10 protein-coding genes are annotated in these 14,831 nt (G+C 70.3%); 4 read left to right on the forward strand and 6 right to left on the reverse strand.

All coding sequences use genetic code 11. The features are described from left to right. Window positions 1–21 precede the first annotated feature (21 nt). Window positions 22–1,953 (forward strand): dynamin family protein, encoded by a 1,932-nt coding sequence (locus ACWIDW_RS10270; RefSeq protein ID WP_454125022.1) that lies wholly within the window; start codon window positions 22–24, stop codon window positions 1,951–1,953. Further along, window positions 1,953–3,584: a dynamin family protein gene (locus ACWIDW_RS10275; RefSeq protein ID WP_454125023.1), complete on the forward strand. Its 1,632-nt coding sequence runs from the start codon at window positions 1,953–1,955 to the stop codon at window positions 3,582–3,584. The genes ACWIDW_RS10270 and ACWIDW_RS10275 overlap by 1 nt, the downstream gene beginning before the upstream one ends. 463 nt (window positions 3,585–4,047) lie before the next feature. On the opposite strand, the gene ACWIDW_RS10280 is transcribed toward ACWIDW_RS10275, so the two are convergent. The 3 genes from ACWIDW_RS10280 to ACWIDW_RS10290 form a co-directional block, all read right to left on the reverse strand. Next, entirely contained in the window at window positions 4,048–4,914 is an 867-nt protein-coding gene (locus ACWIDW_RS10280; protein ID WP_454125025.1) for an IniB N-terminal domain-containing protein, read from the reverse strand. A gap of 149 nt (window positions 4,915–5,063) precedes the next feature. Further along, window positions 5,064–7,589 (reverse strand): LuxR C-terminal-related transcriptional regulator, encoded by a 2,526-nt coding sequence (locus tag ACWIDW_RS10285; protein WP_454125027.1) that lies wholly within the window; start codon window positions 7,587–7,589, stop codon window positions 5,064–5,066. Window positions 7,590–7,610: 21 nt separating this feature from the next. Then, complete coding sequence (locus ACWIDW_RS10290; RefSeq protein ID WP_454125029.1) at window positions 7,611–9,449, reverse strand: Hsp70 family protein; 1,839 nt, start codon at window positions 9,447–9,449, stop codon at window positions 7,611–7,613. A 163-nt stretch (window positions 9,450–9,612) separates the two neighbouring features. Here ACWIDW_RS10290 and rarD point away from each other — a divergent pair, with 163 nt between their 5' ends. Further along, on the forward strand, window positions 9,613–10,560 hold the full coding sequence (gene rarD, locus ACWIDW_RS10295; protein WP_454125031.1) for an EamA family transporter RarD: 948 nt from the start codon (window positions 9,613–9,615) through the stop codon (window positions 10,558–10,560). A 119-nt stretch (window positions 10,561–10,679) separates the two neighbouring features. Then, entirely contained in the window at window positions 10,680–11,939 is a 1,260-nt protein-coding gene (locus ACWIDW_RS10300; protein WP_454125033.1) for an ABC transporter substrate-binding protein, read from the forward strand. Between the two features lie 117 nt (window positions 11,940–12,056). Here ACWIDW_RS10300 and ACWIDW_RS10305 read toward each other — a convergent pair whose 3' ends face one another. The 3 genes from ACWIDW_RS10305 to ACWIDW_RS10315 are packed head-to-tail and all read right to left on the reverse strand — an operon-like array spanning window position 12,057 to window position 14,831. Then, window positions 12,057–12,842, reverse strand: a complete 786-nt coding sequence (locus ACWIDW_RS10305) for an ABC transporter ATP-binding protein (protein ID WP_454125035.1) — start codon at window positions 12,840–12,842, stop codon at window positions 12,057–12,059. Continuing rightward, complete coding sequence (locus tag ACWIDW_RS10310; RefSeq protein ID WP_454125312.1) at window positions 12,839–13,813, reverse strand: ABC transporter ATP-binding protein; 975 nt, start codon at window positions 13,811–13,813, stop codon at window positions 12,839–12,841. Before ACWIDW_RS10310 ends, ACWIDW_RS10305 begins: the two co-directional genes overlap by 4 nt. A 40-nt stretch (window positions 13,814–13,853) precedes the next feature. Further along, window positions 13,854–14,831, reverse strand: a complete 978-nt coding sequence (locus ACWIDW_RS10315) for a branched-chain amino acid ABC transporter permease (protein ID WP_454125037.1) — start codon at window positions 14,829–14,831, stop codon at window positions 13,854–13,856.

Here is a 14,831-nt window from a genome sequence, read left to right on the forward strand (position 1 = left end):
GGGCCGAGGGAGGGAGCGCACGTGCCGGGAGAGCATCCAGCTGGGGAGGCGAGGATCGTCGACATCATCCACGATGTCGGCGATCTCGCCGCGTCTGCGGGCCGGAGCGACCTCGCCGCCCGACTCGCGAGCACACAGCACCGCCTGGAGGACCCGGCGGTGCGCGTGATCGTCGTCGGCGAGTTCAAACAGGGCAAGAGCAAGCTGATCAACGCGCTCGTCAACGCTCCCGCGTGCCCCGTCGACGACGACGTCGCCACGAGCGTTCCCACCACGGTCGGCTACGCCGAGCAGCCCTCGGCGTGGGTGATCGAGCGGCCCTCGGGTGCGGCGGCCGAGCCGCAGCGCCGGCAGATACCGCTCGAAGACCTCGCGCAGTACGTCTCCGAGCACGGCAACCCCGGAAACGAGCGCGGCATCCTGTCGGCCGAGGTGCTGCTTCCTCGCGAGATCCTGCGCGGCGGACTCACGCTGGTCGATTCGCCGGGAGTCGGCGGCCTCGAGTCGTCGAACTCGCTGGCCACGCTCGCCGCGCTCTCGTCGGCACACGCGGTGCTGCTCGTCTCGGACGCCTCGCAGGAGTACACCGAACCGGAGGTGCAGTTCCTCCGGCACGCCATGCGCATCTCACCGAACGTCGCCGCGGTGCTCGCCAAGACCGACCTGTACCCGGAATGGCGGCGCATCGAGGAGATCGACCGCACGCACCTCAGCGGCAGTCAGGACATCCCGATCTTCTCGGTGTCGAGCGATCTGCGACTGCTGGCCGCGGAACTGCAGGATCGTACGCTGAACGACGAATCGGGCTTCCCCGCGCTCGTCGCTCATCTGCGGCGGGACGTGCTCGGCCGGGCCGAGACCATCCACGAGCGCGGGGCCGTGCACGATCTCATCTCGGTCGTCGAGCAGCTGGAGATGTCGCTGCGTGCTGAGCTCAACGCGCTGCTGAACCCCGAGGACACGCCGCGCATGATCGCCGAGCTCGAGGCGGCGAAGGCGAGAGCGGATGACTTCCGCGGGCGCTCCGCCCGGTGGCAGGTGCTGCTGACCGACGGCATCGCCGACCTCGTGGCCGACATGGAGCACGATGTGCGCGATCGACTGCGCAAGGTGCAGCGCGAGGCCGAGCACGCGATCGACGAGGGCGACCCCGGTCCGATCTGGGATCAGATCCGCGAATGGCTGGACCAGCGCGTCACCGCCGCCGTATCGGAGACCTTCGTGTGGACCGACGAGCGATCGCGCTGGCTGTCCGAGGAGGTGGCCGAGCTCTTCAGCCAGGATCAGGCCGACATCCCCGTCAGCGACGTCTCCGACATCCGCGGCGTCCTCGACCCGGTCGAGGACATCGCCGGCCTCGAAGCGGGCCAGCTCAGCGCGGGGGAGAAGATCTACATCGGCGTGCGCGGCTCGTACGGCGGCGTGCTGATGGTCGGTCTGGTCACCGGACTCGTCGGCATGGCCCTGATCAATCCGCTCTCGCTTCTGGCCGGGGTGCTCGTCGGACGCCGGGCGTACCGCGAAGACATGGGCAACAGGCTGAATCGCCGCCAGCAGGAGGCCAAGATCATCGTCCGGCGCTACATCGACGAGGTCACGTTCCAGGTGGGCAAGCAGCTCAAAGATCGTCTGCGCCTGGTGCAGCGCACCGCACGCGACCACTTCGGCGCGCTCGCAGAAGAGCTGCACAGCTCGCTGACGGATGCCCTGCAGCGGGCTCGTCAGGCGGCATCCGGGTTCACCTCCACTCGCGACCAGCGCGTTCTGGTGCTGAAGAAGCGTCTCGCCGAACTCGAGCACGTGCGCCGGAGCATCCCCGCCCTTCCGCCGGCGCCCGCGGCGATCGGTCAGCCGCCCCGGGCGGCCGCGCAGGCGATGCCGGCGGCGCACCAGCCGGTCGCCCGGTTCACCGCCGCCTCCCGGGCGAGCGTCGGCGAGAAGGCGGGGGAGTGATGCCGACAGGGGTCATCTCCGACACGGAGGAGCTGCTGCAGACCGCGCGATCCGTGTACGTCGGCGATCGCGACGCCCTCGCGCTGGTGGATCAGCTCGAGGCGCGGCTGCACGAGCCGCTGCGCCTCGCGATCGCCGGGATGGTGAAAGCGGGCAAGTCCACTCTGCTCAACGCGATGCTGGGCGAGCGGATCGCGGCGACCGACACCGCCGAATGCACTCGCGTCGTCACCTGGTACCGCTACTCGCCCACGCCCCGACTCACCATGCACCTGCGCGACGGCACGACCGCACGCATGCCCGTCCGCCGTGAGGGCGGACTGCTCGCCTTCGACCTGGGCGGGCGCACCGCGGAGGACATCGAGTGGATCGACGTGGGCTGGCCCCTCGAGGGGCTCGCCTCGCTCATCCTGATCGACACGCCGGGTATCGCGTCGCTGTCCACCGACACCTCCGCCCGCACCGCGCGCTTCCTCACCCCCGAGGATGCGCCATCGGCGGCGGATGCCGTCGTGTACCTCATGCGTCACCTGCACGGCTCGGACGTGCGGTTCCTCGAGGCTTTCCGGGACACCGCCGCCGGAGCAGGCGCGAGCGTGTGCGCACTGGCCGTGCTGTCGCGTTCAGACGAGGTGGGATCGGGCCGCATCGACTCGCTGCTCTCGGCCCGCCGGGTCGCGTTGCGCTACGAGCGCGACGGCGACCTCGGCGCGCTCGCGCTCGGAGTCGTGCCGGTCGCGGGTCTGCTCGCCGAAGGGGCGCGCACCCTGCGCGAGAGCGAGTTCATCGCACTGCGCGAGCTCGCCGGCCTCGAGCGGAGAGAGCGGGAGAGTCTGCTCGTCTCGGCCGACAGATTCGTGCGCGAGAGCCCGGCCACCGGACTCAGCGTCTCGGTGCGCGACGGGCTGCTCAGCAGGTTCGGCATCTTCGGGGTGCGTCTCGCGACCGCCGTCATCCGGGGCGGCGTGTCCACCTCGTCCGAGCTGTCGGATGCCCTGGTGCAGCAGAGCGGGCTCATCGAGCTGCAGGACGCCGTGCAGCGGCACTTCCGTCCCCGCGCGGATGTGCTCAAGGCCCGCAGCGTCGTGCTGCAGCTGCAGGCGCTCGTGCGGCGGGCGCCGAAGCCCGGCTGCGAGGAGGTGCTGGCCGGGATCGAGCGCTTCACGGCATCCGCTCACACGCTGCGCGAACTCGCGCTGCTCGCCGAGGCGAGGGCGCACGGACTGCCGCTGCCGGCTCCGCAGGCGCAGGAGGCCGAGCTCATCCTCGGCGCCGCCGGTGTCACGGCATCCGCTCGCCTCGGACTTGCGGACGACGCGTCGCCGGAGGAGATCTCGCGTCGCGTGAACGAGCAGATCGACCACTGGCGCCGCCTGAGCGCCGACCCGACCGCGGATCGGGGCGCTCACGACGTGATCAGCGCGGTGCTGCGCAGTCTCGCCGAGGTGGCGTCACAGTCCGGCGGCGCCCGGACCCTCCGGCCCGCGGCGCACGTCGACCCGTCTCGCCGACCAGGCGATGCCCTTGGGCAGGACGCTGCTGAGCAGGGCGAGGAGCACGAGGGCCGCCTGCGCCGCAAGAAGAGGCTGAAGTGGTTCTCCCTGGGAGCCCAGCGCCACCCACTCGGGTGAGAGCACGACCAGCAGGGCGAGCACGGCGAAGGTGAGCAGCTGCCACCAGCGCACCTGAGGGCGCCGCCCCATGAATGACACCAGCAGAGTGATCTGCAGAAGCAGCACGGCGATCAACGCACCGAACACCACCCAGAACACGATGTCGGCTGCCGTCTCGTACGCCTGCTCGCTGCGGCCGGCTGTGACGGTCTTCGCCGACTCGGTGATCAGCGGCAGCAGATCCTTGCGGATCACGAACAGGTACACCGCCGTGAACCCGCCGAGCGCGAAGCTGACGATCCACAGCAGCTGGCTGACCCGGATGGAGAACGGCGGGGGCACCTTCACCACCACCGGCGCCGCGTTCGGGTTCGCCAGCGGTGGGCGAGCCGGCAGATCTCGCGAGCGGTACGGCGTGAACGCTCCGGCCGCGGCATCCCGTTGCCGGGACAGCGCAGCCGGATCCGAGCGCCGCGCCGCGTCAGTCATCCTCGACCGGGATGTCGACAGGCTGGTCGTTGAGCGCTGCGCTCGCCGCGTCGGAGTCGTTCGAATCCGCAGCGCCTCCTGCGGTCATGTCGCTCTCGAGCAGGTCTGCGGGCTCGGGGACGTCGGCCGGAGGAGCAGGCGCGGGCTCCTGCACGACCACGGGGGTCTCGCCTCCCGCCTGCGCGGCGGCGTCGACGGCCGTCCCGACCGCGGCGGTCGCGGCATCCGGAACATCGGAGTCGGCGTCTGGCGTGGCGGGGTCCGCGGTGGCGGGATCGGGCAGCGGAGCCTCGTCGGGGACGTCGTCCGGTGCGACGTCGTCGTCGGGCGTCCCGTCCGTGCCGGTCTGGTTGAAGCTGCCGGTGTTGGTCTCGTTCCCGACCGACACATCGCCTATCGTCACGTCGACATCCGAATCCACGACGGTCGCGTCGCCGCCGGCGGCGACGGCGTTGTCGCCGGAGGCGACCACGGCAGCCTGATCGAACACCTGGGTGACGTCGCCGCCCTCCGTCCAGATGTTCTGATTGACCGACTGGTCGAGAATCGTCGAGCGCGCGTCGATGTTCGTCGTGTACTGCTGGATCATCCGCACGATCTCGCGCACGGCCCCGTCGCCGTGGGTGTCCACCGGCGCCGGCGGGGGTGGCGGGGGAGTCGACTGATTGATGACGTGCGGATGGTCGACGATGACCGGTCTGACCGCTGCGACGTCGGCCATGCACACGTCCTCCAGCCCGTGCCGCGCCAGCGCGGCCTCGGGCGATGCGACGAAGCCATCCGCGGCGTCGGGGTCGCGCAGCAGGCTCAGGATGAACGCGATGAGCGCGTCCGCGATGGTCTCCACTGGCGATGTCATCTGCAGCCCCTTTCGACTTCGGCCGGATCAGCCGTCGCTGCTCCCCAGCAGCCAGGGTCCCGGGCAGCCGGGAACGATCGGTGAATCGCATGCTATGCGGGGCGGAACCCGCGAGGCATCGGGGGTTGGCCCGATACCCGCATAGGGGCTCACGGGGGTTGGGTCGCGCGCCCCGCGCCCGTGTCGTTCTCGCCGAGCAGTAGGCGCAGTCGCGCGAACATCTCCGAGCGCGAGGCCGCGCCGAGACGACGGCGGATGTGCGCGATGTGGTGCTCGGCGGTGCGTGGCGAGATGAAGATCGTCTGGCCGATCTCGGCGTACGTCTTGCCCTGGAGTACGAGCCGCGCGACCTCGATCTCCCGGTCGCTGAGCACCTCCTCGGCCCCGGTGCGATCGGCGGCGTCCGCGTCGCCGCCGGTGGTCGCCTCGGGTCGTCTGGTGCCGTCGGTGGGGTGCATCTCTCGAGCGCATGCCAGCAGCTGGGCCGCGACCCTGCGGTCGGTGGTGCGGGCGGCGCCGTGACCGGCGAGCCGCGCGGCATCCCACATCAGCCCGACCCCGGCCAACTCCTCGGCCGCGGTCATCACCGCGTCCGCCGCCACGGAGCCGGCGAGCACGTCCGTCCAGACGCGGCCCGCTTTGGCCATCCCCGCCGCCACTCGGCTGTGCGGTGCGGCGGCGACGAGCGCCTTCGCGTGCGGCGTCAGCCGATCGGGTCGGCTGAGCAGGATGCCCTGCTGGATGACCGCCCAGTGCAGATGCGCCGCCCACAACGGCGGGCTGCCCAGTCTCTCGACCATCTGCAGCGCTGCGCGCACCTGCGGCTCGACGCGATCCGCGTCGCCGGCTCTCGTGCCTGCGGTGATCAGCTCTGCGATCGGATGCAGCAGGTACAGGTCGATGTCGGCGCGAAGCAGCACCGCTCTCGCGCGCTGCCAGGCGGCGTCCAGCCCGGACGCGTCCTCGTATCTGCGGGCGAGGGCGACGCGCACCGCCTGAAGCAGGAGGGCGTCGCGGGTCGCGAGCCGCGCGACGTCTGCCGCCTCGACGCGCTGAAGCAGCTCCCGCGCCTCGGCGGGATGTGCGCGCTGCACGGCGACCCAGGCGCTCCACAGCAGCAGCCGCGCGCGCGCCCAGGGACCTCCGTGGTCACCGTCGATGGCCTCCTCCAACACGGACTGCGCCGTGACCAGCCGGCCGAGGTTCAGCGCGACGACCGCCGCGACCACCGCGGGGAGCTCGCACAGGGCATCGCTGCGCCCGGTTCTCGTGTACATCTCGGACGAGCGCACCAGATCGGCCAGCGCCGACTCCGCCGCCTCCGGGCCCGTCGTCGCCTGCAGACCGCTGCGCAGCAGCGCCGCGGACACGCCCATCGCGGTGGGCAGTGCGGGCGGCATCGTCGGGGCGGGAGGGGTCGCCTCGCCGATGCCGAGGGCGGCGATGGTGGCGTTCGCGAGCGTCACCTCGTCTGCGGGCGGAACCACCTGGTGCACGCGGTGCGCCTCGCGCATCATGGCGCGCGCCGACCAGGCGGCCGCGGCGACCGCACTGACCTGGGTCGGCACGGTGTCCGCGGAGAATGCGATCGCGTGCTCGACGGCGGCCGACGCCTCGTCGAGGTCGCCGCTCGACCAGGCGGCGCCGGCGCGGCGCGCCGCGAGGGGGAGCTCCGGTGCGCCGGAGCGGATCGCCGCGGTGTAGAGCGCGGAGGCCTGTCGAGGATCCCGGGGCAGCATCCGATCCGCGGTCGAGACGAGCGCCTCGGCGACTCGCGAGTCCCGCAGGGCAGGCAGCCCGTCGGGGTCGCGAAGGGATTCGGGATGTCGGATGCACAGGTCGATGAGGCGCCGTGTCGGCAGCGCCTGCCGCACCGCGGTGCGCACGATCGGGGCGGCTTCGCCGCTGCGCACCAGCAGTCCGTGCGCGTACCCCTGCAGCACCCAGTCGTCGGGCTCGCCGGCCGCGGTGTGGATGGCGCCGGGGGCCGCGATGCACACCTCCTCGATCTTCAGTCGCAGAGCGTCGTCGATCGAGTCCAGGCGGTGCATGATCAGCTCTGCGACCGAGCCGTCCAGGCCCGCGTGATCGCGATCGTGCGCGCAGTCCCGCGAGTCGTGATGCTGCACGGCGGCCGCCGCGAGCCAGGCCACGCCGCGGGTCGTGCGCACGATGTGCTCGACGCACCGCTCGGGCAGTCGCTGTCCTCGGGCGTCGAGATGGTCGAGGATGTCGGCTCGGGTGACATGACCGAGCACGATCGCCGGCGCGTGCTGCTCGAGGCGCGCGGTGATGGCGCGCAGGGCGGGCTTCGCGGGCCAGGGACGGTGCGCGACGATGAGCGCCGCGTCCGGGTCGTCCGCACGCTCGCCCAGATGCCGCAGCTGCGTGTCCGAGAGCAGATGCGCGTCGTCGACGAGCAGGATGTGCTGCGCGGGGACATCGGCGACCTCCGGTGAGCTCTCGTGCAGCATCCGCACGTCTCGGGCCTGCCGGGTGAACAGCTCGTACAGCTGCTGCAGACCGCTCGACTTACCCGCGCCTGCCGTTCCGATCAGCGCCGCACGAGGGGTGCGGCGGCCGATCGCACCGCGGGCCGCGCCCATCTGACGGTCCCAGCTGATCGGCGGGACGACCCGATCCGGGTCGTCGAGTGTGGCAGTGGACGGGGTCATGATCGGGGCACCGGTCTCGGATCAGAGGGCAGCGGTCTCGGCTGACGGGTCGGATGCCGTCTGCGACGACTGCGTCTGCGGCTCCGGTGCCGTATCGGCGCTGGTCTCCGGGGCGGCGGTGGAGGCAGGCGTCGCGGCCGGCTCAGGGCCGGGAGCCGGTTCGGGCGTGGGCTCGGATGCCGGTTCCGGTGTGGGCTCAGGCGTCGGCTCCGGCGTGGGCTCAGGTGTCGGCTCCGGCGTGGGCTCGGGCGTGGGTTCGGGTGTCGGCTCGGGTGTCGGCTCCGGGCCCGCCGACGGTGTGGTCGGCGTCTCGGCCGGCGGCGTCGACGAGGCCGTTCCGCCGAGCGGCGTGGACGGGGCGGTCGACGAGTTCGGCCGGGTCGAGCCGTCGCGCGCGCCGGATGACGGCCGATCGACGGCCGATCCGCTGCGGGGCGCGGGCGCCGCAGGCTTGCGGGGGTCGACATCCGACGATCCGTCCGACGCGAAGGGGGCGCTCTCCTTCTTCTTCTCTGGAGTGCTCGGCTCGACGGCGGCTTTCGAGGCGGCTGCGACGGAGTATCCGGATGCCGGTCGCAGCACCGAGACCGCTCCGCCACCGGATGAGGCGTCGTCGGCGGCACCCCTGGCACTGTCCGAACCGCTGCCGAGCGGCGTCGTCGCGGCGAAGACGATGCCGGCGGCGACGATCACCGCCCCTGCGGCCAGGGTGGCCGCTGCACCGTAGGGGATGTGCACGCGCAGCGGGCGCCGGCGCACAGCCTGGCGAACAGAGGACGGTTCGGGGGCCGGCGGCACGAGGACCGCATGCTCCGCCTGCAGGCTCTCCCATGATCGGATCGCAGCGGCCATGGCAGCTGCGAGCCCCGGGTCGCAGGGAACGATGAGCGGTACATCCAGCCGTGCCGACAGCATCTCGGCGACCAGGGGGACACGTGCGCAGCCGCCGATCAGGATGACCTCATCGAGGTCGGCGACCGACAGGCGCTCGGCCTCCAGCGCCTGCTCCACCACTTCCACCGTCCGCGCGACGGGTCCCGCCGCCATGCCCTCGAGCTCGGATCGGGTGACGCGCACCGAGGCGCCCTGCCCGCCGAGCGAGACCGGCAGCGACACGTCGGAGCTGTACGAGAGCCTCTCCTTCGCGTCGATCACCGCCTGACGTGCCGCGAGCAGCTCGGAGCGCGTGCCGTCGGTCGCGGAGCTCTGCGGGAGCATCCCGAGCACGTGCTGCAGCAGGGCGGAATCGATGTCGACTCCGCCGATGTCGCTCACCTGGGGCGGGCCGAGCACCCGTCCGCCTCGCAGCAGCGTGGCCTCGAAGGCCGTGCCGCCGAGGTCGTAGACGCAGATCGTGTGCGCACGCGCATCGGTGCTCGCGTGCCGCTGCGCCACCACCGGGGCGGCAGGCACGAGGGTCACGTCCAGGTCGAGTTCGCGCAGGCTCGCCTGCATGGCATCCGCTCGATGACCCCACCACGACGTCGGATGCACGAGGACGATCGCCGCAGCGGGCGCGCCCCGCTCGGCAGCCACGGTGCCGGCGATCCACAGCACCATCCGCGCGAGCAGATCCTCGGCGCCGATGGTGAAGCCGCTCACGACGAGGGGAACCGCATCCCCGATACCGCGCGTGAATCCCTGCACGAGCCGCTCGGGCCGATCGCGTCCGTGCTGCACGGCTTCGGTGCCGAAGATCGCGTCGCCGTCCTCGGTGATGAACGCGAGCAGCGGGATGTCGGCGCGCTCGCCTTCCACCGCGAGTGGTGCCACCTGCAATTCCTCGTGCGCTGCGGCGCCGGCGATGACCGTTCTCACACTGGTCGTGCCTACGTCGAGCGCGAGTACGAACTCGCCCATCAGTACCGCCGATTTTCCCCAGTATCCATCCCTTGGATGCGGCTCACTATAGGCCGATCCTCGACCGAGCGAAAGGGTGATCTACTCGGATGGGCGGGTGGCGCGCGCGCGTCGGCCGGTCAGCGAATCGCGCCGACGGCTCGAGGCGGAATAGGGTTCTCAGGTGACCTCTGAACCGCCCGCTCGCGCTGCCGGAGTCGCGCACGCGGCACGCGGCGGGATCGCCTACACGATCGGCGCCTATCTGCTCTGGGGCGCGCTGCCGCTGTACTTCCTCGCGCTCGCTCCCACCGGACCGTGGGAGGTCGTCGCGTGGCGGGTGCTGCTGTCATTCGTGTTCTGCTGCCTGCTGCTCACGATCATGCGGGGATGGCCGGCGTTCATCGCCATCGTCCGTCAGCCGCGGCTGCTGGGTTGGACGGCCTTGGCCGGAGTGCTCATCTACGTCAACTGGCAGGCGTTCCTCATCGGCACGCTCACGGGGCACGTGATCGAGACGAGCCTCGGGTACTTCATCAACCCGATCTTCACGGTGCTGCTCGGGGTCTTCGTGCTGCGCGAGCGGGTGCGCCGGCTGCAGTGGATCGCGATCGGGGTCGCCGCGCTCGCCGTGGTCGTGATCGTGATCGCCTACCGGGCGTTCCCGTGGATCGCGCTGACCCTCACCGCGTCGTTCGGCATCTACGGGCTCGTGAAGAAGCAGATCGGTGCGGCGGTGGATGCCACGAGCGGACTCACGCTCGAGTCGTTCTGGCTGATTCCGATCGCGGTCGTCACGCTCATCGTCGTCGGACAGACCGACGGCATCACGTTCGGTCAGGTCTCGCCGCTGCACACGCTGCTCGTCGCGGGCGCCGGCATCGCCACCGCCGTGCCGCTGCTGCTGTTCGCCGCGGGCACCCGGCGGATCGACCTGAGCCTGGTCGGGATGCTGCAGTTCATCACCCCGGTCATGCAGTTCATCGTGGGCTGGGCGCTGCTCGGTGAGCCCATGCCGTTCGAGCGCTGGATCGGCTTCATCATCGTCTGGATCGCGATCGCCGTGTTCGTCGCCGACCTGCTGCTGCACGGCCGCCGCACACGCACGGCCGCGCCCGTCGACCTCGTCTGAACGGCGGCCGCCCGCGACGTGCCGATCGTTAGGCGACCGAGACAGAACCCGTGCAGGCGAACCAATAAGGTGAGATCACCCGAAGTGGAAACCCACGTTCAGTTACGCAAGGGAGCAACATGAACGCAATGAAGGGCTCGCGCTCCGCGAGGATCTTCGCGGCGGCTGCGATGGTCAGCGCCTCCGCACTGATCATCGCGGGCTGCAGCAGCACGCCCAACGACAACGACAACGGCGGCGGCGACAAGCCGGCCGGCGACCTCACCCTGAAGCTCGGATCGCTGCTGCCGCAGACCGGCTCGCTCGCGTTCCTCGGCCCGCCGATGGAGTCCGGCGTCGGCCTGGCGGTCAAGGAGATCAACGAGGCGAACGCCGGCATCAAGGTCGAGCTCACCGCCGAAGACGAGGGTGACACCGACACCAAGGCGTACGAGACCTCGATCACCAAGCTGCAGGGCGCGGGCGTGACCGCGATGATCGGCGCCGCGGCATCCGGTGTCTCGCGACTGATCCTCGACGGCAACGTCAACGCGGGCATCCTGCAGATCTCGGCGTCGAACACCGGCCCCGACTTCACCGATTGGGACGACAAGGGACTCTACTTCCGCACCGCGCCCAGCGACCTGCTGCAGGGCGAGGTGCTCGGCAACCTGATCGCCGAGGACAACCGCAAGACGCTCGGCATCATCTACCAGAACGACGCCTACGGCACCGGCCTCGACGCCGCCATCAAGGAGACGTTCGAGAACGCCGGCGGCAAGGTCGTCGCCGAGGCGTCGTACAACGTCGGCGACGCGCAGTTCGACGCCCAGGTCGAGACGATCAAGGCGCAGAACCCCGACGCCGTGGCGATCGTGTCGTTCGACCAGTTCAAGACGATCGGCCCGCTGCTGGTGAACGCCGGCATCACCGCCGACAAGTTCTACATGGTCGACGGAAACCTGTCTGACTACGGTGACGAGATGCCCGTGTCGCTCGAGGGCGCGCAGGGCACCAAGGCCGGCCCGGTTCTCGAAGACGACTTCGTCGAGCGCCTGCAGACGTACTGGACCGGCGAGGGCAACCCCGAGGTGAAGGACTTCACCTACGCCGGTGAGGCCTACGACGCAGCCGTCCTGGTGGCACTCGCGTCGCTCGCCGCCGGCTCGACCGAGGGCGCCGACATCGCTGCCAAGATGCAGGAGATCTCGGGCGGCTCGGGCGACGGCAAGAAGTGCACCTCGTTCGCCGAGTGCGCCAAGATCATCAACGACGGAGGCACCGCCGACTACGACGGCTACTCCGGCGAGGTGACCTTCGACGAGGCAGGCGACCCGCAGGGCGCCACGATCGGCATCTACAAGTACAAGGCCGACAACACCATCGAGCGCACCAACTGACACCGCTCACACGGAAGGCCCCGGATGCTCGCATCCGGGGCCTTCTTCACGCCCGAAGCGTCGGGCGGGCATGGATGAGGGGGTGGATGCCGGGCATCCACCCCCTCATCGGTCGCGTCAGGCGGCGTCCTGGCCCAGGGTGCCGAGATACAGGCCGATCACCTTCGGGTCGTTCAGCAGGTCGCGGCCGGTGCCCTCGTAGGCGTCGCGGCCCTGGTCGAGCACGTATCCGCGGTCGCAGATCTGCAGGCAGCGACGCGCGTTCTGCTCGACCATGACGGTCGTCACACCGGCTTTGTTGATGTCCGAGACACGGATGAACGCGTCGTCCTGCCGCACGGGGGAGAGGCCGGCCGAGGGCTCGTCGAGCAGCAGCACCGACGGGTCCATCATCAGCGCGCGCGACATCGCGACCATCTGGCGCTCACCACCCGACAGCGAGCCGGCCCGCTGATTCAGGCGCTTGCCCAGCTCGGCGAAGATGCCGCTGACGAATTCGAGACGCTCGGCGTAGATCTTCGGGTTCTGGTACAGGCCCATCTGAAGGTTCTCGGCGATCGTCAGCGAGGGGAAGACGTTGTTCGTCTGCGGCACGAAGGCCACACCGCGCTTGACGAGCTTGTCGGCCTTGAGACCGACGATGCTCTCGCCGTTGACCGTGATGTCGCCCTGTCGCACGTTCACCATGCCGAAGATCGCCTTGAGCAGCGTCGACTTGCCGGCGCCGTTCGGGCCGATGATGCCGATCAGCTCGCCCTGACGGGCGACGAGGTTGGCGCCGTTGAGGATGTTCACCCCGGGCAGGTAGCCCGCGTGCACGTCCTTCAGCTCGACCACCACACGGCGGTCGTCCGATGCCGGCGTGTCGTCCGATGCCGGCGTGCTCGTCGAAGGGTCGGTCATCTCTGCTCCTCTTCCGCAGCGGCGTCCAGCTCGGCTTCGGCCTCCGCCTCGATCTTCTCCCGGATGCGCGCGGCTGCGGCATCCGAGACATCGCCCGGCATCACCGGGATGCGGCCGGTGACCACTCCCAGGTCGACGTCCTGATGCGCGCCGAGGTACGCGTCGACGACGGCGGGATCGTCCATGACGGTCTCCGGCGGCCCCTCGGCGACGACGCGACCCTCGGCCATGACGATGACCCAGTCGGCGATGTGGCGCACCATGTGCATGTCGTGCTCGACGAAGAGCACGGTCATGCCCTGCTCCTTCAGATCGAGGATGTGATCCAGCAGCGACTGCGTGAGAGCCGGGTTCACGCCGGCCATCGGCTCGTCGAGCATGACCAGCTGCGGATCGCTCATCAGCGCGCGGGCCATCTCGAGCAGCTTGCGCTGCCCGCCCGACAGCGAGGCCGCGAAATCCTTCTCCTTGGCGTCGAGCTTGAAACGGCGCAGCAGCTCGCGGGCGCGCTCTTCGATCTCCGCCTCCTGCCGGCGCCAGAGCGCCGGGATCAGGCTCGTCCAGAAGCCCTCGCCGCGCTGCTTCGTGGCGCCGAGCTTCATGTTCTCGAGCACCGTCAGCAGCGACAGCGACTTGGTGAGCTGGAAGGTGCGCACCTGGCCCATCCGGGCCACCTTGAAGGAGGGGATGCCCGACAGGTTCTTCCCGTCGAAGCTCCACGTGCCGCTGTTCGGCTTGTCGAAGCCGCAGAGCAGGTTGAACAGCGTCGTCTTGCCCGCACCGTTCGGGCCGATCAGCGCGGTGATGGCGCCCCGCGGCACCTCGACGTGCTCGACGTTCACCGCGGTCAGTCCGCCGAAGTGCCGCTCGACGGCATCCACGATCAGGATCGGGTCGACCTTCGCCACGCCGGGCGCGGCCGGTCCCTTCGCCAGTCCGGTGGTCTTCGGCCGTCGGACGCTGCCGGTCACCGGTGCCGCATCGGCGCCGGGAACCTTCTCGGGGGTGTTCTCACTTGACAAAGGTCATCTCCCTCTTGTCTCCGAGGATGCCCTGCGGGCGGAAGATCACGAGCAGCATCAGCGCCACACCCACGAAGATGAACACGAGGGTCGACGCCTGGCTCGACGACATCGGCAGGATGCCGGTGCGGGCCATGCTCGGCAGCAGGTTGGCGAGGAACGCGAAGACGACCCAGAAGAGGATCGCGCCCAACGTCGGGCCGAAGACCGTCGCGGCGCCGCCGAGCAGCAGGATCGTCCACAGGAAGAAGGTCAGCGAGGTCGTGTAGCTGCCCGGCACGACGGCCGAGGGGAGCACGAAGACGATGCCGCCCGCAGCGCCGATCACGCCGCCGACCACGAGCGCCTGCATCTTGTAGGCGAACACGTTCTTGCCGAGCGAGCGCACGGCGTCCTCGTCCTCGCGGATGCCCTTGAGCACCCGGCCCCAGGGGCTGCGCATGAGCGCCCAGACCAGCAGCACGGCGACGCCCAGCAGCACCACGCCGAACACGCGGTTCCACAGGTCGTTCGCCGTGTACGTCCACGGACCGAACCCGTAGGTGCCGTCGGGGAACGGGTTCGCGTCGCGGAAGCCGCCGTTGTACTGCGCGAGCCCGTCGGCCGAGTTCGTCCACTCGTCGAAGACCTGGGTGGTGAACAGCAGACGCACGATCTCGCCCGCCGCGATGGTCGCGATGGCGAGATAGTCGGCGCGCAGGCGCAGCGTCGGGATGCCGAGCAGCACCGCGAACAGCGCTCCGCCGAGCAGGCCGATCAGCATGCCCACCCACCACGGCAGTCCGAAGCTGAGCACCGAGATCGCGTAGCCGTAGCCGCCCACCGCCATGAAAGCCGCCATGCCGAAGTTCAGCAGGCCGGCGTAGCCGAAGTGCACCGCCAGGCCGGTCGCGGCCAGCGCGTACGCGATCGTGACAGGGCTGAACAGGTAGACGGCCGTGTTGGAGAAGATGCTTCCGAAATCCAT

The organism is Microbacterium sp. NPDC055312 (assembly GCF_053645675.1).

Coding starts and splice junctions, on each gene's coding strand:
- ACWIDW_RS10275 (WP_454125023.1), top strand. CDS start 1,953: ATGCCGACAGGGGTCATCTCCGACACGGAGGAGCTGCTGCAGACCGCG.
- ACWIDW_RS10280 (WP_454125025.1), bottom strand. CDS start 4,914: ATGACATCGCCAGTGGAGACCATCGCGGACGCGCTCATCGCGTTCATC.
- ACWIDW_RS10285 (WP_454125027.1), bottom strand. CDS start 7,589: ATGACCCCGTCCACTGCCACACTCGACGACCCGGATCGGGTCGTCCCG.
- ACWIDW_RS10290 (WP_454125029.1), bottom strand. CDS start 9,449: ATGGGCGAGTTCGTACTCGCGCTCGACGTAGGCACGACCAGTGTGAGA.
- ACWIDW_RS10300 (WP_454125033.1), top strand. CDS start 10,680: ATGAACGCAATGAAGGGCTCGCGCTCCGCGAGGATCTTCGCGGCGGCT.
- ACWIDW_RS10305 (WP_454125035.1), bottom strand. CDS start 12,842: ATGACCGACCCTTCGACGAGCACGCCGGCATCGGACGACACGCCGGCA.
- ACWIDW_RS10315 (WP_454125037.1), bottom strand. CDS start 14,831: ATGGATTTCGGAAGCATCTTCTCCAACACGGCCGTCTACCTGTTCAGC.